20 protein-coding genes and 2 tRNA genes are annotated in these 21,642 nt (G+C 63.8%); 13 read left to right on the top strand and 9 right to left on the bottom strand.

Annotated elements, in window-relative coordinates; translation table 11 throughout:
* Positions 1-22 precede the first annotated feature (22 nt).
* From XANALMUS060_RS09560 to XANALMUS060_RS09545, 4 genes are all read left to right on the top strand, one after another.
* A complete protein-coding gene (locus tag XANALMUS060_RS09560; protein ID WP_002811076.1) occupies positions 23-322 on the top strand; it encodes an integration host factor subunit alpha in 300 nt (99 codons plus the stop codon).
* Positions 303-659 (top strand): MerR family transcriptional regulator, encoded by a 357-nt coding sequence (locus tag XANALMUS060_RS09555; RefSeq protein WP_009597860.1) that lies wholly within the window; start codon positions 303-305, stop codon positions 657-659. The genes XANALMUS060_RS09560 and XANALMUS060_RS09555 overlap by 20 nt, the downstream gene beginning before the upstream one ends.
* A 75-nt stretch (positions 660-734) precedes the next feature.
* Positions 735-811: transfer RNA gene (locus XANALMUS060_RS09550), tRNA-Pro, on the top strand.
* 341 nt (positions 812-1,152) lie between these two features.
* Positions 1,153-1,620 (top strand): cupin domain-containing protein, encoded by a 468-nt coding sequence (locus XANALMUS060_RS09545; RefSeq protein WP_045727229.1) that lies wholly within the window; start codon positions 1,153-1,155, stop codon positions 1,618-1,620.
* A 98-nt stretch (positions 1,621-1,718) separates the two neighbouring features.
* Here XANALMUS060_RS09545 and dxs read toward each other — a convergent pair whose 3' ends face one another.
* The 4 genes from dxs to XANALMUS060_RS09525 all read right to left on the bottom strand — a co-directional run bounded on the left by dxs (position 1,719) and on the right by XANALMUS060_RS09525 (position 7,105).
* Positions 1,719-3,629 (bottom strand): 1-deoxy-D-xylulose-5-phosphate synthase, encoded by a 1,911-nt coding sequence (gene dxs / locus XANALMUS060_RS09540; protein WP_045738193.1) that lies wholly within the window; start codon positions 3,627-3,629, stop codon positions 1,719-1,721.
* 162 nt (positions 3,630-3,791) lie between these two features.
* The gene (locus XANALMUS060_RS09535) at positions 3,792-4,454 is read right to left on the bottom strand and encodes an HNH endonuclease (protein ID WP_045738192.1); all 663 of its coding nucleotides are present in this window, start codon (positions 4,452-4,454) and stop codon (positions 3,792-3,794) included.
* A 130-nt stretch (positions 4,455-4,584) separates the two neighbouring features.
* The gene (locus XANALMUS060_RS09530; RefSeq protein WP_045738191.1) at positions 4,585-6,369 is read right to left on the bottom strand and encodes an acyl-CoA dehydrogenase C-terminal domain-containing protein; all 1,785 of its coding nucleotides are present in this window, start codon (positions 6,367-6,369) and stop codon (positions 4,585-4,587) included.
* A 259-nt stretch (positions 6,370-6,628) separates the two neighbouring features.
* Positions 6,629-7,105 (bottom strand): LEA type 2 family protein, encoded by a 477-nt coding sequence (locus XANALMUS060_RS09525; RefSeq protein WP_045738190.1) that lies wholly within the window; start codon positions 7,103-7,105, stop codon positions 6,629-6,631.
* A gap of 363 nt (positions 7,106-7,468) precedes the next feature.
* Here XANALMUS060_RS09525 and XANALMUS060_RS09520 point away from each other — a divergent pair.
* Positions 7,469-7,544, top strand: a tRNA-Phe gene (locus tag XANALMUS060_RS09520).
* 388 nt (positions 7,545-7,932) lie between these two features.
* Positions 7,933-8,211: a hypothetical protein gene (locus tag XANALMUS060_RS17495; protein ID WP_152640455.1), complete on the top strand. Its 279-nt coding sequence runs from the start codon at positions 7,933-7,935 to the stop codon at positions 8,209-8,211.
* A 302-nt stretch (positions 8,212-8,513) separates the two neighbouring features.
* Here the strand turns inward: XANALMUS060_RS17495 and XANALMUS060_RS09510 are convergent, their stop codons facing one another.
* Entirely contained in the window at positions 8,514-8,903 is a 390-nt protein-coding gene (locus XANALMUS060_RS09510) for a hypothetical protein (protein WP_045738189.1), read from the bottom strand.
* Complete coding sequence (gene xseA, locus XANALMUS060_RS09505) at positions 8,896-10,272, bottom strand: exodeoxyribonuclease VII large subunit (protein ID WP_045738188.1); 1,377 nt, start codon at positions 10,270-10,272, stop codon at positions 8,896-8,898. Before xseA ends, XANALMUS060_RS09510 begins: the two co-directional genes overlap by 8 nt.
* A 148-nt stretch (positions 10,273-10,420) precedes the next feature.
* Between xseA and XANALMUS060_RS09500 the strand changes: the two genes are divergently transcribed.
* The 6 genes from XANALMUS060_RS09500 (at position 10,421) to XANALMUS060_RS09475 (ending at position 17,962) form a co-directional block, all read left to right on the top strand.
* Complete coding sequence (locus XANALMUS060_RS09500; RefSeq protein WP_045738187.1) at positions 10,421-11,905, top strand: bifunctional ADP-dependent NAD(P)H-hydrate dehydratase/NAD(P)H-hydrate epimerase; 1,485 nt, start codon at positions 10,421-10,423, stop codon at positions 11,903-11,905.
* Positions 11,902-12,387, top strand: a complete 486-nt coding sequence (gene tsaE / locus XANALMUS060_RS09495) for a tRNA (adenosine(37)-N6)-threonylcarbamoyltransferase complex ATPase subunit type 1 TsaE (RefSeq protein ID WP_045738186.1) — start codon at positions 11,902-11,904, stop codon at positions 12,385-12,387. The genes XANALMUS060_RS09500 and tsaE overlap by 4 nt, the downstream gene beginning before the upstream one ends.
* 81 nt (positions 12,388-12,468) lie before the next feature.
* Positions 12,469-14,058, top strand: a complete 1,590-nt coding sequence (locus XANALMUS060_RS09490) for an N-acetylmuramoyl-L-alanine amidase (protein WP_045738185.1) — start codon at positions 12,469-12,471, stop codon at positions 14,056-14,058.
* 139 nt (positions 14,059-14,197) lie between these two features.
* Positions 14,198-16,066, top strand: a complete 1,869-nt coding sequence (gene mutL, locus XANALMUS060_RS09485) for a DNA mismatch repair endonuclease MutL (RefSeq protein ID WP_045738184.1) — start codon at positions 14,198-14,200, stop codon at positions 16,064-16,066.
* Positions 16,066-16,995: a DUF1684 domain-containing protein gene (locus XANALMUS060_RS09480; RefSeq protein ID WP_045738183.1), complete on the top strand. Its 930-nt coding sequence runs from the start codon at positions 16,066-16,068 to the stop codon at positions 16,993-16,995. Before mutL ends, XANALMUS060_RS09480 begins: the two co-directional genes overlap by 1 nt.
* 13 nt (positions 16,996-17,008) lie before the next feature.
* Complete coding sequence (locus XANALMUS060_RS09475; protein ID WP_082064996.1) at positions 17,009-17,962, top strand: TraB/GumN family protein; 954 nt, start codon at positions 17,009-17,011, stop codon at positions 17,960-17,962.
* A gap of 208 nt (positions 17,963-18,170) precedes the next feature.
* Here XANALMUS060_RS09475 and phaR read toward each other — a convergent pair whose 3' ends face one another.
* The 3 genes from phaR to gluQRS form a co-directional block, all read right to left on the bottom strand.
* Positions 18,171-18,686, bottom strand: a complete 516-nt coding sequence (gene phaR, locus XANALMUS060_RS09470) for a polyhydroxyalkanoate synthesis repressor PhaR (protein ID WP_045727242.1) — start codon at positions 18,684-18,686, stop codon at positions 18,171-18,173.
* 202 nt (positions 18,687-18,888) lie between these two features.
* Positions 18,889-19,629 (bottom strand): beta-ketoacyl-ACP reductase, encoded by a 741-nt coding sequence (locus tag XANALMUS060_RS09465; RefSeq protein ID WP_045738182.1) that lies wholly within the window; start codon positions 19,627-19,629, stop codon positions 18,889-18,891.
* Between the two features lie 61 nt (positions 19,630-19,690).
* Positions 19,691-20,605, bottom strand: a complete 915-nt coding sequence (gene gluQRS / locus XANALMUS060_RS09460; protein ID WP_045738181.1) for a tRNA glutamyl-Q(34) synthetase GluQRS — start codon at positions 20,603-20,605, stop codon at positions 19,691-19,693.
* A 104-nt stretch (positions 20,606-20,709) separates the two neighbouring features.
* Between gluQRS and htpX the strand changes: the two genes are divergently transcribed.
* Positions 20,710-21,594, top strand: coding sequence for a protease HtpX (htpX, locus tag XANALMUS060_RS09455; RefSeq protein WP_045738180.1), 885 nt, complete (start codon positions 20,710-20,712; stop codon positions 21,592-21,594).
* The last annotated feature ends 48 nt before the right edge of the window (positions 21,595-21,642 follow it).

Raw genomic sequence — 21,642 nt, 5'->3', positions numbered from 1 at the left:
ACGGACAGGGGATAGCAGGGCAATGGCGTTGACCAAAGCGGAAATGGCCGAACGGTTGTTCGACGAAGTCGGGCTGAACAAGCGCGAGGCCAAGGAGTTCGTCGATGCTTTCTTCGACGTGCTGCGCGACGCGTTGGAGCAGGGGCGGCAGGTGAAACTGTCCGGTTTTGGCAACTTCGATCTGCGTCGCAAGAACCAACGGCCTGGTCGCAATCCCAAGACTGGCGAGGAAATCCCGATTTCGGCACGGACGGTGGTGACCTTCCGCCCGGGACAAAAGCTCAAAGAGCGTGTGGAGGCATATGCTGGATCCGGGCAGTAACCGCGAACTTCCGCCGATTCCGGCCAAACGTTACTTCACCATCGGTGAGGTGAGCGAGTTGTGCGACGTCAAGCCGCACGTGCTGCGCTATTGGGAGACCGAATTTCCCAGCCTGGAACCGGTCAAACGGCGCGGCAATCGCCGCTATTACCAGCGCCACGATGTGCTGATGGTGCGACAGATTCGGAGTCTGCTGTACGAACAGGGATACACGATCGGCGGCGCTAGGCTACGTCTGGAGGGCGAGGGCGCACGACAAGAGTCGGCGTTGAGTAATCAGATCATCAAACAGGTGCGGCAAGAGTTGGAAGAAGTGCTGCAACTGCTGCGTCGATAGCGTTAGTCGGGCCAAACCCGCTATACTCGTCGGCGCGCCGTTAGGCGGATCCGCCACCATGGTGGATGCACACACCGGGGTATAGCGCAGCCTGGTAGCGCACTAGTCTGGGGGACTAGTGGTCGTCGGTTCAAATCCGGCTACCCCGACCAATTACATATACCGGCATGTCACCGGCTATCACGGAAACCCCTGAGAAATCCGGGGTTTTTCTTTGTCTGATGCTTTGCAATCTTGCCTGTTACCACGGGATACCGAGTAGATTTGGCGGCCCGGTTGGTGGTATCCAGCGGACTCTTACGCGGCCATGCCGCCAAGCCGATACCAACAAGATGTCCGAGCAAATTGCCGGGTTGCATCGATCTGGGTGTGCGACTGGCGCATGATCGCCTCGCCGGCAATCTCCAATGCGCCGATTCGATTCCCGCGACGAGTGACCAAGTATCGCAGTGTTTGACATCGAATGTAGTCGCAACACGATTAGACTGTGCGCATGCCCAGTGTCGCCGCCCGTATCGCCACCTTGCTGCGCGAGTTGTCGCTGCTGCCGCATCCGGAAGGTGGACGCTATGCGCGCGTGCATACTTCTGCGCTGCTGGTACGGCATGGGGAGCGCGAGCGACCGGCCTGTACCGCGATCCGGCTGCTGCTGGAGCGCGGCGAGATCAGTCATTGGCACCGGATCGATGCGGATGTGACCTGGCATTGGGAAGAGGGGAGTACGCTGGAATTGCTCAGCTTCGACCCACACTACGGTTTGCAGCGCTACCAGTTGGACGCCAGCGTGCGCGGCGGCATGCCCTCGGTCGTGATCCCGGCGGGGACTTGGCAGGCCGCGCGCCCGCTTGGCCGATATTGTCTGTTGGGTTGCGTGGTGGCGCCCGGGTTCCTGTGGGAAACCTTCGAGTTGCTTGCGGACAGTGATCCACTGGCCGCGCATTTGCCCAAGTTGGTCGACTGAGGCGGCATCGTCGCGATGCCTTGTTGCGCATGTGCCGATGCCTTGCGGCTTACGAACGGTGCCAGCGCATTGTTCGCTGTGGCTTGCCCGCGTGGGCCTCAGCTTGCGGCACTCAGCGGCCGGGCGATGCTGCCGAGTTGCGGCCAGCGCGCCAGCACTGCGGCGCGGATGCCTGCGGCGTCGATCCCGGCTTCTGCCAAAAGTTGTTCGCGGCTGGCGTGATGCTGGAAGGCATCGGGCAAGCCCAGGTGCAGTAGCGGAAGCGACACTCCCTCGGCGTTGAGCAGTTCCGCCACGCCGGAGCCGGCACCGCCAGCGACCACGTTGTCCTCAATGGTCACGAACCCCTCGTGGCTGTGCGCCAGTTCCAGCAATAGCGCGCGATCCAGCGGTTTGACGAAACGCATGTTGACCACGCTCAGGCCGAGTTCGCGGCCAACTTGTTCGGCCGCTGTCAGTGTTGCGCCGAACGCCAGCAGCGCGAGCGTCGTGCCCTGTGCACGGCGCTGCGCCTTACCGATCGGCAGAGTATCCAGCGTCGCTGCAGGAGCGATGCCGGGGCCGGTGCCGCGCGGGTAGCGCACCGCTGCGGGGCCACGATGGCGCAGGCCTGTGCTGAGCATCTGCCGGCATTCGGCTTCATCGGCCGGGGCCATCACCACCAAGTGCGGCACGCAGCGCAGAAAACTCAGGTCCAGATTGCCGGCATGAGTGGCGCCATCGGGTCCGACCACGCCGCCGCGATCGATCGCGAACAGCACGTCGAGCTGTTGCAGCGCCACGTCGTGTATCAGTTGATCGTAGCCGCGCTGCAGAAACGTGGAATAGATCGCCACCACCGGCTTGGCGCCGTGGACGGCCATGCCGGCGGCCAGCGTGACCGCGTGCTGTTCGGCGATAGCCACGTCGAAATAGCGTTGCGGATATTCCTTGCTGAAACGGACCAGGCCCGAACCTTCGCGCATCGCCGGTGTGATTGCCAGCAGCGCCGGTTCGGCCGCGGCCATGTCGCAGATCCAATTGCTGAACACATCGGTGTAGGTCGGTGCCTTGGTTCCTTCTTTGGACACCAGGCCTTTGCTCGGATCGAACGGGCCGACCGCGTGGTAACCGATCTGGTCGCCCTCAGCCAGTTCGTAGCCCTTGCCCTTGGTGGTGATGACGTGCAGCAACTGCGCGCCTTTCAGCGTCTTGAGCGTCTTCAACGCGCCGAGCAGGGCCGGCAGGTCATGACCGTCGATCGGCCCGGTGTAGTGGAACCCCATTTCCTCGAACAGCGTGGAGGGCACGAACATGCCTTTCCAGTGTTCTTCCCAGCGACGCATGAAACGCGCGGTCCGGTTGCGCTTCTTGTCGCCGAGAATTTTTTTGCCGCTTTCGCGGATCGCATTGAGGGTCTTGCTGCCGGTCATGCGTCCGAGCATCTTGGTGACGCCGCCAACCGCCTCGGAGATCGACATGCGGTTGTCGTTGAGGATCACCAGCAGGTTTGGCTCCGGGTCCATGCCGCCGGCGTGGTTCAGCGCCTCGTAGGCCATGCCCGCAGTCATCGCGCCGTCGCCGATCACCGCCACCACCTTGCGTTCATCGCCCATGCGTTGCAACGCCACGGCCATGCCGAGTGCGGCCGAGATCGAGGTGGAGGAATGGCCGACGCCGAACGTGTCGTACTCGCTTTCTTCGCGTTTGGGGAACGGCGCGACACCATCGGCCTGCTTGACGGTGTGGATGCGGTCGCGACGTCCGGTGAGGATCTTGTGCGGATAGGTTTGGTGGCCAACGTCCCACACCAGTTGGTCCACCGGGGTGTCGTAGAGATAATGCAGGGCGACGGTGAGTTCGATCACGCCCAGCCCGGCGCCGAAGTGGCCGCCACTCTTGCCGACGCATTCGATCAGGTAGGAACGCAGCTCCTCGGCGATGGCCGGCAATTCCGATGTTTCGAAACCGCGCAGGTCGGCGGGGAGCTGGATGCGCGCAAGGCGCGGATAGCGGGTGGAGTCGATCATCGGAATGCAGGGTCAGCGACCGCGATATTTTCCTCCCCATTCCGGGCATGGGCAAGCAACCCGTTCAACGGACAAACGTGGTGGCATGGATGATCGCCGGGGTGCGGCAATCGGTCGCAGGGCGCGGCGTGGCACGCGTTGGGTTGCTGATTTAACGCGAATTTACCGTGAAAGTTTGGAGCGCTTGGGCAGTTGTGCCTTCAGAAACGACATCTGGTCGGCGAGGATGTTGCGGTTTGACAGGATCAGGTGTTCTATCCAGCTTGGTCGGTATGGTACCGCCAGCAGCGGCATCGACGCTTGTTGCGGGGTGCGGTTGCCCTTGCGGGAGTTGCAGTGGAAGCACGCGGTGACCACGTTTTCCCAGATGTCGCGCCCGCCTTTGGAGACCGGCAGGACATGGTCGCGTGTCAGTTGCGGGCGGCTGAATTGCTGGCCGCAATACATGCACAGCTGTGCGTCGCGAGCGAACAGTGCGGTGTTGGTCAGCGTGGGAGTGGGGTCCAGCGCGCGTGAGCGTGCATGGCCGCGCGCGGCGATGATCGGGTGCAGATGCAGCACGCTGCGCTCGCCGCTGGCGCGCGACAGACCGCCGTGGATCTCCATGCATGGCTCGCCCAGGGTCCATGCCACTGCGCCGCGTACGTAGAGGCAGGCGGCGTCTTGCCAGTTGATCCAGTTCAGGACACGACCATGCCCGTCCAGCGACAGCAGACGCACCGAAGGCAGGTGAGTGGAGGGCGGATAGGGCGCCGTCGGAACTGCCTCCGACGCGGCATGGGCCCCGGTATCGATCAGACCAAGCGTGGTTGTGTCTGTCTCCATCGAGAAAACAGCTTATACCCGATTGTTGACGGTTTGTGTATCCGTCAGTGCGGCGGATTTGCATGCCTGGTTGTCTCTTCGCGTTCGCGCCAGCGGTGATGCGCCTTGCAGCTTTACCCCATTGACCGGCTCAGAACTGTGCGTCGGCCAATGCCATCAGCGGCTGTGCGCCGGCATCGATCACCGCGGCGTGGGTCAGCGTGCGTGGCAGCAACTTGGCGTAGTAGAAGCGGGCGGTTTCGCATTTGGATTGTTTGAATGCTTCGGTATGTGTCGAGGCCGCGGCTGCGGCGACACTGCGCGCCCACCAGTACGCCAGCACCACATAGCCGGAATAGAACACGTAGTCGTAGCTCGCCGCGCCGAGTTCGTCGGGGTTGCTGGCGGCGCGCTGTAGGATGCGCTTGGTCAGCGCCGCCCATTCCTGTGCTTTCTCGCGCAGCGGCGCGATGAACTCTGCCACCGCTGGTGTGTCGTGGTGTTCGCTGAGGAACGCCTGGATCTGTGCCAGGAACAGCGTCAGTCCAGCGCCCTGGCTGGAGGCGGTCTTGCGCCCGATCAGGTCCAGCGCCTGGATGCCGGTGGTGCCCTCGTACAAGGTGGTGATGCGCGCGTCGCGTGCTAACTGTTCCATGCCGTATTCGTGAATGTAGCCGTGGCCGCCGAAGCATTGCAGCGCGTGGTAGGTGGTTTCCACCGACCATTCGGTCTGGCAGGCCTTGGCGATCGGGGTCAGGAAGCTGACCAGCACCTCGGCCTGTTCGCGCTCGGTTGGGTCGGTGGCGCTGTGGGCGATATCGATCAGGCTGGCGGCATGCAGTGCCAGCAGGCGGCTGCCTTCGGTCAGCGCCTTCACCGTGAGCAGCATGCGACGCACGTCCGGATGCACCAGAATCGGATCGGCGGGTTTTTCGGGCTGTTTGGCACCGCTGAGTGAGCGCGATTGCAGGCGCTCGCGGGCATAGCGCAGGGCGTTCTGGTAAGCGCGCTCGGACAGCCCCAGGCCCTGCAACCCGACGCCGAGTCGCGCCGAGTTCATCATGGTAAACATCGCCTGTAGGCCTTTGTGCGGCGGGCCGATCAGATAACCCTGGGCACCATCGAAGTTCATCACGCAGGTGGCCGAGCCATGGATGCCCATCTTGTGTTCCAACGCGCCGCAGCGCAGCGCATTGCGTTCGCCGAGGCTGCCGTCGCGCGCGACTCTGTATTTCGGCACCACCAGCAGCGAGATGCCTTTGGCCCCGGGTGGCGCGTCGGGCAGCCTTGCCAGGACCAGATGCACGATGTTGTCGGTGAGATCGTGCTCGCCGGCGGTGATGAAGATCTTGGTGCCGCTGACCGACCACGTGCCGTCGGCGTTGAGTTCGGCCCGGGTCTTGAGCAGGCCCAGGTCGGTGCCGCAGTGCGGTTCGGTCAGGCACATGGTGCCGGTCCAGCGGCCCTCCACCAATGGCTTCAGGAATATCTCTTGTTGCCAGGGGTCGCCATGCTGCTTGAGTGCCTCCACGGCACCGTGCGACAGCAGCGGGAAGTTACCCCAGGCGAGATTGGCGGCGTTGATCATCTCGTTCAACGGCGCACCCAACGTATGCGGCATGCCCTGGCCGCCGAACGCGACGGGCGCGGTCAGCCCGGTCCAGCCACCCTCGGCGAATTGCCGGTAGGCGTCGCGAAAGCCGGGTGCGGTAGTCACCGCGCCGGTGTTCTTGTCCAGCGTGCACCCATGCTCGTCGCCGACCCGGTTCAGCGGCGCCAGCACGGTGCCGGTGAAGCGCGCGGCTTCTTCCAGTACCGCGTCGATCAGTTCGGCGTTGGCCTCGGCATGGCCGAGACGGGCGAATAGTGCTTCCACTTGCAAAACGTCGTACAGGGCGAAGCGAAGATCGTTCAACGGGGCCTGGTAGGTGCTCATGCGATCGCTCGTGCCATGGGCCGCAGTGCGGCCGAGAGTGTCAGGATACTACTGCGTATGGGGTGTGCCGCCGAGGGAGCGTTTCGAAGGGGGGCCTTGTCTGGATCGTCGTATGCCCTGTGATGCAAGGCGCGTGTGTCCCCTTTAGCGTGTCTAACGTCGGTCACAGAGGACGTCGGTGCAGGCTCGCGCAGATACCGGCATGCCCGGTATGGAGGCGCACCAGAGTTGGTGCAGTGGCCGGGTTACGGCGAGGCGATCAGCGCAGCACGCCGTCCAGGCCGGGGGCTGGCGAGAGCGTGTTGTGCGTATCGATGGTGAAGGTGCGCTGTTTCTTTTCTTCGGGCGTGGCCGCGATGCTGCCCTTGAGCGTGTATTCCAGGCTGTGGTGGCTTGCCAGCGCATCGGCGATGGCCAAACGCGCGGCGGAACTGGGTCGCACGGCGACGTTGACCACATCCGCCGTTTCCGGGCCGATCGAGATTCCGGGGGTTGCCTGCATAGTGCCTGCGGCTTCGCCACCCACGCCCAGGTCCAGGCGCAGACTGTCATAGCGCATGGGAATGCTGCTGTAGTTCTGCAGTCGTAACTCCACTTTCCAACTGCCATCGGGATTGACGGTGAGTTGCTGCAAGCTTGCAGCCGGGTCGGACACGCGCCGCACCATGCCGTCCCCGCATGCGCTCAGGAGCGTCGTGCACATCATCAGCAAGCCGAGGCGAAGGGGGCGGGGCATGAGCGAAGTCCGGTGGCGTGTGGAAACCGGCGAAGAATACTACGCACCCCGGAAAGCGGCTGTGTCATGGCGACATTGCCGTGTACTCGACGAACGCCAAGCCTCTCCGGCTTTGACTGGCATGTGCTTTGGTCTGGCCGTGACGGAGTGTGCGGCGCAAGAAGAAAAGCCACCACAGTCCTCGATGGTGCGGCGGGCGACGTCCGTACCCTGAGCCGATCCGCTGCCGAGGAGCTTGGTTTTGGTCAGGCTGGCCCGGGCTGTGCCGGCCAGCATCTGCAAGGTCGAAACAGCGTGGCTTGCCCAATCTCGATTGCATCGCTATGATGCGCGCCTCGCACCGGTACTGCCGCGTTGCGCAGTGGCCGAGTAGCTCAGTTGGTAGAGCAGGGGATTGAAAATCCCCGTGTCGGCGGTTCGATTCCGTCCTCGGCCACCATTAGCTCCAAGTCTTGTAATGACTCAAGCTATTCCATCTTTATATGGATGGCTATCCCGCTGGCTTTGCGGATCAGTTTGTCAGCCATCTCAAGACGCGATGGCGCGGCTGTTGCAATAGGCAGAGTTTGGCATGCGGTGATGCCTCTCGCGATGCCGATTTGCCAGCGCGAGCCGGACAGTACCGGCCTGCTGCTTTGCAGCACAGATGGCGGACCACTACAGCAGCTCTTTCGCCACGTTTCCGTGAAATTAAGGTCTACTATTGTAGACAAATGCGAAAAGTGATCATGCTTTCGTGACGATTCACTCAACAGATGGCGTGTGCGGTCGTAATCATGTACGCGGCCGATGGAGACCATATAAGCGGCCAATCTGGGGAGGTGGTAATGCGTGTTAAATTTCCATTGATTGTCCTGTCTGGGGTGCTGGCTTTGGTTGCTGCTGGCGATGCTTTTGCTGGGACTGAAATGAAAGCAGGGCTTGTGGCTGATCAGGATCATCCGGAGGCAGAGGGTCCTTACATCGAACAGATTGGGTCCGAGTGCATGATGGTCAACACGTACCTGCAGCAGCACGATGGTGTGTCTAAACGTGTGGTCCTGCGTGAGCCGGTGGAGTGTGCCGACCAGCAGGATGGTCGATCGCTGGCGAAGCTCGCCAAGTGAGTCGGCGTGCAGGCTCGCCTGGGCCTGCCTGATCCAGGCGATGGCGTGCGCCTATTTGGCGGCGCGCTTCCTCGGGCCCTCAAGACAGTGCCAGTGATGTTTTGCTTGGCTGAACAGGTTTTGGCGGGTTGAGTCGATTTTGCTCTTGCCCTAAACATTGACCAAGCTGAAGATTTTTCTCTTCGAATCGACGCCTGGGTCTTCCACCGATCCAGATGCTGTCGTTGTTATCTCTGCTTGGCCTGACATTGCCGCTGCCGCTGTGTGCCGTGCAGTCGGCCAATTCGGTGGCTGAATTCGATCTAGGCCGCAATGAAGGCCGCGCGTGCTGCAGCGAGCAGGTCCGGGCTGTCGCCTTCGCGCAGCGCTTGCAACGCTGTGCGGTCGCCGGTCAGTTGTATCGTGGTGAGCCATTGCGCCATTGTGGGGAAGTCGCCGCCGCAGCCGTTCCAGACGATGCAGATGGTCTCGCCGATGTTACTGAGGTCGTTCTCGTTCAGGTATCCAAGAGTGCCATCGCGGGCGAGCCAGTCAAGTGCGCGTTGCGCATCCTCGGGCGCACCGTAGGATGCGCCATCGATCAGCGACAGCATGTCGCTGGTGTTTGCCAGCCTGCCTGCCTTGTGCCGTTCGGCGCGGCGCATGCCCTGCAGTACGGCCTTGATGCGATTTTCGTGGGGCATGTCAGTCATGATTGCCGGGTAGTTTGGCAGAGCGCGCTGGTGATGGCGAATCGACGTGCAGGTCCAGCTCGCCGTCTACTAGGCGTGCCCGCAATGGGGCGCCTGGTTCGACTTGTGTCACCGAGCGCACGACGTTGCCAGTGCCGGCATGCGTCAGGATGGTATAGCCGCGTGCCAATGTGGCGAGCGGACTGATCGCCTCCATTGCGCGCGCCAGCGCGCGCAAGCGTTGTGTCTGGACTTGCAAGCGTCGCCCCATCGCGACAGGCAGATGCTGGCCGAGCGCTTGCAGGCGGCTGCCTAGCATCGTAAGCCGATGCTGTGGCTGGGAGGCGCGCAGGATCGCGGCAGCATGGCGCAACTGCGCCTGTCGGCGTTCTTGCTGCTGCATCCACAGTGTGGTCAGTCGGCGCGCGGCCTCGCGTTGGCGGCGTTGCAGTAGTTGCAGTTGCATCTGCGGACTCTGCGCTTGCAGCCTGAGCATTGCCTGGTCGGCGCGTTGTTGTGCCTGGCGCAGGAGGTGCCGCTGCCAACGCTGCAATGCGTGGTGTTGGGCGGATAACCGAATGGTGATGTCGCGTTGGTCGGGGACCAGCAACTCTGCCGCGACCGACGGTGTCGGTGCGCGCAGGTCGGCGGCGAAATCGGCCAGCGTCACGTCGGTTTCGTGGCCGACCGCCGACACCACCGGCGTATTCGAGGCGGCGATGGTGCGCACTAGATGCTCGTCGTTGAACGCCCAAAGGTCTTCCAGCGAACCGCCGCCGCGGGTCAGCAGGATCACGTCGTAGCGATTGCAGGCATCGGCCTGCTGCAGCAATGTTGCGATCTGCGCGGCGGCGCTGTCGCCCTGTACCAGGGTCGGCAGAATATCCACTTGCAGCAGTGGCATGCGCCGGCCGAGTACGCTTAGCACATCGCGCACTGCGGCGCCGCTGGGTGAGGTGATCACGGCCAGGCGATGCACGAAAGCCGGCAGGGGGCGCTTGCGTTCGATCGCGAACAGGCCTTCGTCAGTGAGTTTGGCTTTGAGCGCTTCGAACGCGCGGCGCAGCGCGCCTTCGCCGGCTTCTTCCAGGTGTTCCAGTACTAGTTGATAGTCGCCGCGCGCTTCGTACAAGGTGAGGCGACCGCGTGCGAGGACGCGCAGCCCCTCGCGTGGCACGAACGGCAGCCATTGGCTTTTGGGCTTGAACATCGCGCAGCGCACTTGTGCGCGCGCATCCTTGAGGGTGAAGTACAGGTGTCCGGAGGTGGGGCGGGTCACGTTGCCCAGCTCGCCTTCCACCCATGCCAGCGGGAACGTGCTTTCCAGCAGGTCGCGGGCCAGCGTATTGAGCTGGCTTGGGGTGAGGATTTGGTCGGTGCGATTGGGCATGCGGGTGATGCGGTGGCGTGCTGGCGGCTATCCTCGCATGTCTGTGTCTGTGTCTGTGTCTGTGTCTTGTGTCGGCTGCGCCGTCTTGCTCCCAGGTCGGCAACGGCTGCGACGTGGACGGATATGGCGCAAGTATAGAATTCTACGCATGTCCGAATGCCGCGATCTCCATACCGTCACCGCCGCGCGTCGCATCGATGCACAGGCCATTGCATTGCTGGGCGGGGGCGCTGATGCGCTGATGCAGCGTGCCGGGCAGGCGGCGTGGCAGACGCTGTTGCAGCGTTGGCCGCAGGCGCAGCGCATTTTGGTGGCCTGCGGCAGTGGCAACAACGGCGGCGATGGCTACGTGCTGGCGCGCTTGGCGCATTGTGCCGGGTATCGGGTAAGCGTGGTGCAGTTGCCGGGGTGTGGGCCGCGGTCGTCGCTGGCGCAACGTGCCTGCAACGACTACATCGGCGTCGGTGGTCGTATCGTCGTGTTCGATGGCGTGCTGGAACCTGCCGATGTGGTGGTCGATGGATTGCTCGGCATTGGCTTGAATCGCGCGCCAGATGCTGAATTGACCAGGTTGATTGGTGCGCTGTCTGAGCTTGGTGCGCCGGTGTTGGCGCTGGATGTGCCTAGTGGCGTGGATGCGCAGTCCGGTAGCGTCCCGGGTGTGGCGTTGTCGGCGACGTTGACCCTGCAGTTCATCGTGGCCCATGCCGGCCTGTATACGGGTGCTGCGCTGAACTATGTCGGCGAGCGTGCTCTGGCGACGCTGCAGGTGCCTGTGGCCGCGTTCGCTGGTTGCGTGCCGTTTGCAACGGCCTGGGGCGTTGCCGCGTTGTGTCGATATCTCGCCCCCCGGCCCCGCGACAGTCACAAGGGCGATGCCGGGCATGTGCTGTGCATCGGTGGGAATCATGGCAGCGGTGGTGCGGTCATGCTGACCACCGAGTCGGCGTTGCGCAGCGGCGCAGGATTGGTCAGCGTTGCGACCCGTCGTATGCACGTGGCACCGCTGCTGGCGCGTTGCCCAGAGGCGATGGCGCATGCTGTCGAGGACGCGGAGGCGTTGATGCCGCTCTTGTGCAAGGCCGATGTGGTGGCGCTCGGTCCGGGTCTTGGTCAAGACGACTGGGCGCAGGCGTTATGGCATGCCGTGCTCGCCAGCGATGTCGCGTTGGTGGTCGATGCCGATGCGTTGAATCTGCTGGCGCAGGCGCCGCGCCAGCTGCCGCAGGCGGTGTTGACGCCGCATCCGGGCGAAGCCGGGCGGCTGCTCGGTCTGACCGCCGCGCAGGTGCAGCGCGACCGCTTTGCCGCCGCTGCGCTGCTGGCCGACCGCTATCAGGCTGCGGTGGTACTGAAGGGCGCCGGCAGTATTGTCGCCGCGCCAGGCCAACTGCCCCGCGTTATCGCCGCCGGTAATCCAGGTATGGCGGTTGGCGGTATGGGCGATCTGTTGACCGGCGTGATCGCTTCGCTACGCGCCCAGGGGCTGGCTGCGTTCGAAGCGGCCAGTGTGGGCGCGCTGCTGCACGCCTGCGCCGGTGACCGCGCTGCTTCGGCCGGTGGCGAACGTGGCTTGCTGCCCTCCGACTTGCTGCATGCGTTGCGGCGTCTTTCCAACCCGGAATTCGAATGATGACCTTGCAATTGTTTCTGCCCGACAGCGATGCCACCGAGCGGTTCGGGCGCGCGCTCGCCGCCACACGACCAGCACAGGCCGTCGTGCATTTGCACGGTGATCTGGGAGCGGGCAAATCGACCTTGGCGCGCGCTTTGCTGCGTGCGTTGGGCGTCCAGGGTGCGATCCGCAGCCCCACCTACACCTTGTTGGAGCGTTATCCACTCGCCGACGGCGAGGCATGGCATCTGGATCTGTACCGTATAGGAACCTCTGGCGAGTTGGATTTTCTGGGCCTGGACGAAGCAAGCGCCAATCTGTGGCTGGTGGAATGGCCCGAGCGCGGCGGTGACGTGCTGGCCCCGGCGGATCTGCATGTCCTGCTGGCCTTGCACGATGGTGGGCGCATGGCGCAGGTGCGGGCCGGCACTGCGGCAGGGAAAGTGTGGCTGACCCGGATCGTCGAGCAAGGTGACTTGCGCCAACTTTTTCTGAGCTGACGCTAAAAAGTGGAAGCAGGTTATGGATTATTAAGGGAAAATTGCTTGCATTTGTGTCGTTACGATGCTTGAATCGATGGTATGCGCCAGGGGATCCGAGTTTTTGCCTGTTCCGCCATCGCCGCAGGCTGGTGCCTGGCGGCGCAGTTGGCGTTTGCGGGCGAGGTTCAGTCGGTATCGCTGGATAACGGCGCAACCGGCACCCGCGCAGAGATCCGTTTGCAGGGCAACGGCGGCTTCAGCACCATCTCCTTGGCTCACCCTGATCGGTTGGTGGTGGATTTTGCCGACTCTTCCGCCGTCAAGGGTTTGAAGCTACCCGCCGGCAGCGGTGTGGTCAGTGCCGTGCGCACGGGCCATCCGGTGCCGGGTACCTTGCGTATCGTGTTCGACCTCAGCAATTCGGTGGTCGCGTTCAAACCGCAGATGCAGACCATTGGCGGTAGTTCGGTGTTGGTGATCGAGTGGCCGGGCGATGCCGCGATGGGTAAGTCCGTTGCGGCTAGCGCCGCGCCGCCCTCGGTGTCCGCAGTACCTGTATTGCCGCCGCCTGTTGCCAAGCCTGTCCTGGATCCACGTGCGGAAGCGGCGCGCGCGACGGCCGCATTGACCGCCTCTGTCGTGCAGCATTCGACCCAGCCACAGCCGGTCGCCGTGGCGATCCCTCCGCCGGTAAGCGATAACGCCGCCGTCCCTGCGCCGACGGAATCGGCGCGCGTACCGCTTGCCAAGTCTGGCGCTGGCGTTGCCACGGTGACGCAGAAAAGCGCCAGTCAGCCCCAGATAGTGCCGCCGCAGGCCATCGAGCCGGCCAACAACGACCAAGACGAGATGGCCGTGGCCGCGGCGTCTGAAGCGCGGCCGGTGATGCCCAGTGCGCCGTCGCGGGTGCGAATGAGGCCGGGCATGCGCCCGTTGATCGTGGCCATCGACCCTGGTCATGGCGGTCAGGATCCCGGAGCCAGCGGCCCTACCGGCAAGCACGAGAAGGATGTGACTCTGGCGATCGGTCGCGAACTGGCCCGCCAGATCAACGCCACGCCTGGCATGAAGGCATACATGACGCGTAGCACCGACGTGTTCATTCCGTTGCCGATGCGCGCGCAGAAAGCCCGCGCCGCCAAGGCCGACATCTTCATCTCGATCCACGCCGATGCCGCAGAGAATCGCAGTGCAAGCGGTTCCTCGGTGTACGTACTATCGACCAAGGGTGCTTCGTCGCAGCGCGCGCGCTGGCTGGCGGACAAGGAGAATGCGGCTGATCTGGTCGGCGGCGTGCGTTTGCAGAGAACCGATAGCACCTTGGCGAGCGTGTTGCTCGACTTGGCCCAGAGCGGACACATGAAAGCGTCCGAGGATGCGGCCGAGCATGTATTGGGCGGGCTGAAGGAAATCGGCAACAACCACAAGCCAGAGATCGAGCGCGCCAATTTTGCCGTGCTGCGGACCTCCGACATGCCGGCGATGCTGGTCGAGACCGCTTATATTTCCAATCCGGAAGAAGAGCGTCGTTTGACCGAGCCCGCGTATCAGCGCCGTATCGCCAGCGCTGTGCTTGATGGTGTGAACACCTTCTTTACCCAGCAACCGCCTCCCGGCACGCTGTTCGCCGCGCGCGCGCAGGCAGAAGCGGATGCGGCGGCTGGGACGGTCGCTGGCGGCAACCGCTGACGCGCTCGGCTATCATGGCCGGCCAATCCTCGATGATGGCGTCCGCGCCGTGCGCCGTGCCGATGTTCGTTTTTTGCTGGTGTTCTTGCTCTACCGTTGAGATCAGCGCGCCGAGACGGGCGCGTGCTGCGAGGTCGGTATGAGCATCCGTCAATTGCCCGAGATCCTCATCAACCAGATCGCTGCGGGCGAAGTGGTGGAGCGTCCGGCTTCGGTGGTCAAGGAACTGGTGGAGAACGCGCTGGATGCGGGCGCGCACCGCGTGGACATCGACCTGGAAGAGGGCGGCGTGCGCCTCATTCGCATCCGCGACGATGGTGGTGGCATCCCCGCCGAAGAGTTGCCATTGGCGGTGTCGCGGCACGCAACCAGCAAAATCGCCTCGTTGGACGATTTGGAAACCGTCGGCACGCTTGGGTTTCGTGGCGAGGCCTTGCCCTCGATTGCGTCGGTCAGTCGCTTCACCCTGGCCTCGCGCCGCGCCGACGACGCGCATGGCGCCATGTTGCAGGTGGAAGGGGGCAAAGTCGGTACGGTGCAGCCGCACGCGCAGTCGCCGGGTACCACGGTGGAAGTGCGCGAACTGTTCTACAACGTGCCGGCGCGGCGCAAATTCCTGCGCGCCGAACGCACCGAATTGGGCCACATCGAGGAATGGCTGCGTTCGCTGGCGCTGGCGCGCCCGGATGTGGAACTACGGGTTTCTCACAACGGCAAACCGTCGCGGCGCTACAAGCCCGGCGATCTGTATTCGGATGCCCGCCTGGGCGAAACGCTGGGCGAGGATTTCGCCCGGCAGGCGTTGCGGGTGGATCACAGTGGCGCTGGCCTGCGCCTGCATGGCTGGATCGCACAACCGCATTATTCGCGTGCCAGTGCCGACCAGCAGTACCTGTACGTCAATGGCCGTTCGGTGCGCGACCGCAGTGTCGCCCACGCGGTGAAGATGGCCTATGGCGACGTGCTGTTTCATGGTCGTCAGCCGGCCTATGTGTTGTTCCTGGAGTTGGATCCGTCGCGTGTGGACGTCAATGTCCATCCGGCCAAGCACGAGGTGCGTTTCCGCGATGCGCGGCTGATCCACGATTTCGTTTACCGCACCTTGCAGGACGCGTTGGCGCAGACCCGTGCCGGTAGCCTGCCCGGCACGGCGGCCGACGCGCCCGTGCAGGCATTGCCGACGCATGGCTCCGGAGCGGGCGCATGGCCACCGTCACGCGCATCGGTAGCCGGTAGCGGGAAGGGAGATGGTGCGCAATGGCGGTCGGCGCAGTCGCCGCTCGGCTTGCGGGTGCAGGAGGCACCTGCGGCGTATGCGGCGTTGTACGCGGGGTCGGCCGATTCGGCAAGCGCGGCGACTCACCTGCCGCGCCAGGCACAGGACGCGGCAGGCGGGTTGCCGCCCACTGCGCCCGACAGCGGTGGGCCGCCGCTCGGCTACGCGATCGCGCAATTGCATGGCATCTATATCCTGGCCGAAAACGCAGAAGGTCTGATCGTGGTCGACATGCATGCCGCGCACGAGCGTATCGGCTACGAGCGGCTCAAGAGCGCGCACGATGGGATTGGCCTGCATACGCAACCACTGCTGGTGCCGATCACCCTGGCGGTTGGCGAGCGTGACGCCGATACCGCCGAGCGCGAAGCGCAGACATTGGCCGCGCTTGGATTCGAGATTACCCGCAGTGGACCGCAGTCCTTGCACGTGCGCAGCATCCCGGCCTTGCTGGCGCAGGCCGAACCGGAGGCTTTACTGCGCGATGTACTCACCGATTTGCGCGAGCATGGCCACAGCGGTCGTGTCGCTGGCGCGCGCGACGCGCTGCTTTCGACCATGGCCTGTCACGGCGCGGTGCGTGCCAACCGGCGTCTCACGTTGCCGGAAATGAATGCCTTGCTGCGTGATATGGAGGCGACCGAGCGCTCCGGACAATGCAACCATGGACGTCCGACCTGGGCACGCTTTACCTTGGCTGAAATCGATCGTTGGTTCTTACGAGGACGTTGATGCACAAGTGGACGAAGCCGCTGTCTCTGCTGCTGATACTGCTGGCCATGAGCGGGTGTGGTAGACAGGCATCGGCACCGATCGCGCCAAAGGCCATGGACGCGCATTTTCTCGCCGACGAACAGGCCTGGCGCGCGAAACGTCTGCGCGAACTGCAGGCGGCCGACGGCTGGACCAGCTTGGTCGGCCTGCACTGGCTGGAACTGAAAGAACACGACATCGGGAGCGGCCCAGGCAGTGGCATCCGGTTGGCGTTTGGTCCGCCGCGGATGGCACTGGTATCGCAGATGCAGGGACAGGTGTATCTGACCCCCGAGCCCGGTGCCGCGCTCCGCGTGGACGGCACGCCGCTGCAGGGGCGCATTCGTCTTTACAGCGACCACGATCCGCAGCCGACGGTGATCGATTTTGATGATGGCAAGGGCAAGCTCAGTCTGATCGAACGCGGTGGCCGCTATGCGCTGCGGGTCAAGCACGCCGATGCGCCGAGCAGGCTGGGTTTCGCTGGATTGCAGGATTGGCCGCTGAGCGAATCTTGGCGCGTGCGTGGGCGTTTCGTGCCCAATCCGCCGGGCACGACGCTGCAAATCGTGGACATCATCGGCGTCAGTACCGCATCGCCGAATGCCGGCGTGTTGGAGTTCGAGCGTGGTGGGAGACGCTTTCGGTTGCAGGCGATCGGTTCGCCTGGACAGCCATTGTTCGTGGTGTTCGCCGACCGCACCAGCGGGCGCGGCAGCTACCCGGCAGGGCGTTTCTTGGATGTGCCTGCACCGGCGGCCGACGGCAGCGTGGTGCTGGACTTCAACCGTGCCTACAACCCCCCATGTGCCTTCACCCCGTTTGCGACCTGTCCGCTGCCGCCGCCGGAAAATCGTCTCGATCTGGCAATCGATGCTGGCGAGAAGGTCTACGTCGCTCACCATTGAGGCAAGGCTTTCGATGAATCCATTACCGCGTTGGTTGCGCAGCGTGCTGCTGGGAATGTTGGTATCCCTGGCGCTGCCGCTTCTGGCAAGTCCAAGTCCTGCGTCATCGGCGCTTGCGCCGCCCACACCCTTGCTGTGGAAGGTCAGTGGCCCGCATGGCACGCTGTATCTGCTGGGTTCGTTTCATCTGCTCAAGCCGCAGGACTACCCACTTGCGCACGAAGTCGATGCCGCATACGCGGCATCGCCGCGACTGTTGTTCGAACTGGCCCCGCAGGATGTGGATTCGCCCCAGTTGGGCGCGCAGATGCTGCAGGCGGCGCAGCGCCACGACGGCAAGCGCTTGCAAGACGATCTGGATCCGGCGACGTGGCAACGCTTGCGCCGTTACGCGGCTGGGCACGGGTTGCCGCTCGCGCAGATGAGTGGCTTGGAACCGTGGTTCGTCGGTCTGAGCATCAGCATCGCCGACATGAAGACGCAGGGGCTGCAGGCCGATGCCGGTCTGGACCGGCATTTTATGGAGATGGCGCTGCAGGGCGGCAAGTCGGTGGAAGGATTGGAGAGCGCATCGGCACAGATCGCCTTGCTACAGGGCATGGACCCGGTGGAGCAGCGGCAGATGCTGACCGAGGCACTGGACGATGCCGAGCAGGGCGCGACCCAGACACTGCGCTTGCACGACGCCTGGCGTGGTGGCGACGAGCGCCAGTTATGGCAGGAGCTCGGCGTACAGATGAAACGCGACTATCCGCGTCTGTATCAGCGCATCGACGTGGAGCGTAACCGAGCTTGGTTGCCGCGACTGGAGCAACGCCTGCAGGATGGGCAGGGCGACACGTTGGTGGTGGTCGGCGCGCTGCATCTGCTTGGCCCGGACGGGGTGGTCGAGGGACTGCGCGCACGGGGTTACAAGGTCGAGCGGCTGTGTGCCGGTTGCCGTACAGCGCCAGCGCGACAACGCTAAGTGCCGTGCCATGCCTGGCACACTGGGCAATAGACAGCGCTGGATGCGGATTGCAACCGGCGTTCCTTGCCGGAGTTCCTTGAACGATAGTCCGACGTGGTGTTGGTAGGGCGTCGTCCTTTGGAGTGCCGCTGTCCCGGCTGTTCGGTCTACCCATGGGACGACACGCCACGCGCCTTGGCGCGTGCGCGTTCTTCCAGGTATGCGCTCAGCGTGGTCGCGACTTCGTCGACGTGGTGCCGGTTGGCGGTTCGCTGGGTTTGCTTGCACCAGCGGCGGGGCGGCCGAAACCGCTGCCGAGGTTGCGCTGGAACTCTTGCCACAACTCCAGGTTGCGCTCGGTCAGCTGGTTCATCATTGTCCATGGCGTTTGCCCCAGCAAGTTACCCATCTGTTGACGGAACTGTTGCTGCTGATCCAGGAACACCTGCATGCTGCGCTCCAAATAGTTGCCCATGAAGCCCTGCAGCGAGTCGCCGTAGAAACGGATGATCTGGCTGAGCAACTGGGTGGACAGCATCGGTTCGCCGTCCTGTTCCTGGTCAGCGATGATTTGCAACAGGACCGCGCGACTGAGGTCTTCACCGGTCTTGGCGTCGCGCACCTCGAACTCCTCGCCGTCGATGATCAACTGGCGGACGTCTTCGATGGTGATGTAACTGGAAATTTCGGTGTCGTAGAGGCGGCGATTGGGATACTTCTTGATGATGCGGATATCAGCCATGAAGCGATCGCTCTTTGACGGTAGGCGCGCAGCATGGCGCAGCGCACCAGTGCTTGCAACTGTCGCAGTGCCTGGGATGTTTTAGATCTCATCTGAAAAATGCTGCGCAGCATGCCAGGCACACGTTGCGCAGCATCGGTTGTGGGCAGCGCGCTGTGGCGTTATCGCGTTGCCACCGATCGCATGCCGGGTGGTTCGTGTATCACCAGCCCATGTGGTGGCCGCCGTTGATGTCCAGATTCGAGCCGGTGATCCAGGCCCCTTCTTCCGCCACCAGGAATGCCACCGCGTAGGCGATTTCCTCCGGTTTGCCGAGGCGTCCGGTGGGGATGTCGGCGATGATCTTGGCGCGAACTTCCTCCGGCACCGCCATGACCATGTCGGTGGCGACGTAGCCGGGCGAGACGGTGTTGACGGTGATGCCGTAGCTGGCATTCTCTCGTGCCAGGGAGATTGTGAATCCATGCATGCCGGCCTTGGCAGCGGCGTAATTGGCCTGGCCGTACTGGCCCTTGAGGCCGTTGATCGAACTGATCTGGATGACCCGGCCCCAGCGCTGCCGACGCATGCCTTCGATCACCGGGCGGGTGACGTTGAACACCGAATTGAGATTGGTGTTGATGACCTCGTGCCACTGCTCTGCGGTCATTTTGTGGAAAGTGGTGTCACGGGTGATGCCGGCGTTGTTGACCAGCACCTCGATCGGGCCGAGTTGGCGCTCGACCTCCTGCACCAGTGCCTGCGCATGCTCGGGCGAGGCGACGTCGCCGGCGATGATGGCAACATCGTGGCCGCGCTCGCGCATGCGTTGTTGCCAGGCCTGTGCCTTGGCCGCGTCGCGATAATTACTGGCGACGCGGTGGCCTTGCGCGGCCAGCCGTTCGCAGATCGCGGTTCCAATTCCGCCGGTACCGCCGGTCACCAGCGCAACGCGTGAAGTCATGAATTTTGCTCCGAAGCAATTGGGGGAAGGGGGCCGCAGCGCGACTGACCTGCGATTCTAGTCAGCCTTTGGGGCGCTGTGGATGCTTAAAGTACATCTGGCGCGTTAAAAACTCCTGCGTCGGCAACTGCGCTGGATCGAACGCGCGTTGCGCCGCCGTCAGCAGTGTCGATACCGAGCCGACGCCGGCCAGTGCCGCTGGGGTCTGCCCCAGCGCCGCCCAGACCAGGCGCAGCGCTGGCAGTGGGTCGGCATCGTCCAGCGGCAGTGCCGCGTCCGATTTGGACAGTTTGCGTCCGTCGGCCCCGAGCAGCAGCGGCAGGTGCAGATAGCGCGGCGTCGGTAGACCCAGTGCCCGTTGCAGCAGGATTTGCCGTGGAGTGGAATCGAGCAGGTCGGCGCCACGCACGACGTCGGTAATGCCTTGCGCGGCATCGTCGACCACCACGGCCAGTTGGTAGGCCCAGCAGCCGTCGGCGCGCAGCAGCACGACGTCGCCGACCTCGGCGTGGACGTCCTGAGTCAGGGTGCCGCGCAGGCCATCGTCGAACGCGACCACGCTGGCTGTGCCGGGTGCGACCCGTAGGCGCAGCGCTGGCTTCGGCCGTGTCTGCGTCGTGACGCAGCGATGATGTACTCCACCCTGCGCGGCCAGGTCGCTGCGACTGCAACTGCAGGCGAACGCTTGCCCGGATCGCAGCAGTTGCTGTAGTACGTCCTGGTAGGCCGCCTCGCGCTCGCTCTGGCGCAGGACCGGTCCGTCGGCTTCCAGCCCGCAGGCGCGCAGGCTGGCGAGCTGGCGCTCGGCGGCGCCGGGGATGCTGCGCGGCCGGTCCACGTCCTCGATGCGCACCAACCATTCGCCGCCGGCATGGCGTGCCAGCAGCCAACTGCCGAAAGCGGCCAGCAGCGAGCCTAGATGCAGCGGGCCGCTGGGCGAGGGCGCGAAACGGCCACGGTAGAGAGACGAGGACATGGATAAGCTGAATCGTCGTGCAGGTAGGTGCTTGAATTCAAGCGGCCCGCACCGCAGATTCGACTCAACGACCTTCACTCTCGCCTTGCGGAGCGCACGCGCACATGTTCAATCGCCTCGTCCTGTTCCTCATCACCAACTTGGCGGTGCTCGTGCTGGCCGGCATTGTCATGGCGGTGTTCGGCATCAACCCGAGCCGGATGGGGGGCTTGTTGGTGATGGCCGCGGTGTTCGGCTTCGGTGGGTCGCTGGTGTCGCTGTTGCTGTCCAAGTTCATGGCCAAGCGCGCCACCGGCGCGCAGGTGATTACTGAGCCACGCAACCAAACCGAGCGTTGGTTACTGCAGACGGTGCGGCGTCAGGCGCAGGCCGCTGGCATCGGCATGCCCGAGGTGGCAGTTTACGATGGCCCGGAAATCAACGCCTTTGCCACGGGCGCCAATCGCAACAATGCGCTGGTGGCGGTGTCCACCGGTTTGCTGCACAACATGACCGAAGACGAGGCCGAAGCGGTGATCGGCCACGAAATCAGCCACATCGCCAATGGCGACATGGTGACGATGGCCTTGCTGCAAGGCGTGCTCAACACCTTCGTGATCGTGCTGGCGCGGGTGGTCGGCGGTGTGCTGGACAGTTATCTCGGGGGTAACCGCGATGACCGTCGTGGTCTGGCGTACTACGCGATCGTGATGGTGCTGGAGTTGGTGTTCGGCCTGTTCGCGACGATGATCGCGATGTGGTTCTCGCGCTACCGCGAGTTTCGCGCCGATGCTGGTGGCGCCAGTCTCGCCGGTCGCGCCAAGATGATCGCGGCGCTGCAGCGGCTGGAGCTCAACCATGGGCAAAGCACGCTGCCGTCGCAGGTTCAGGCGTTCGGGATTGCCGGTGGGTTGGGTCAGGGATTGCGCCGATTGTTCATGAGCCATCCGCCGTTGAGCGAGCGCATCGCTGCTTTGCGCGCTTGGCAGGTCAATGCGACGGTGCGCTGATCGGGGCGTCTTGGCGTTTTCGCAGGCATCGCGTCCCAAGCGAAAGGG

This window comes from Xanthomonas sp. MUS 060 (assembly GCF_000963215.1).
Classification (GTDB): domain Bacteria; phylum Pseudomonadota; class Gammaproteobacteria; order Xanthomonadales; family Xanthomonadaceae; genus Xanthomonas_A.
The sequence above is the reverse complement of the archived record's forward strand: the minus strand, read 5'-3'. Positions and strand labels throughout refer to the sequence as shown.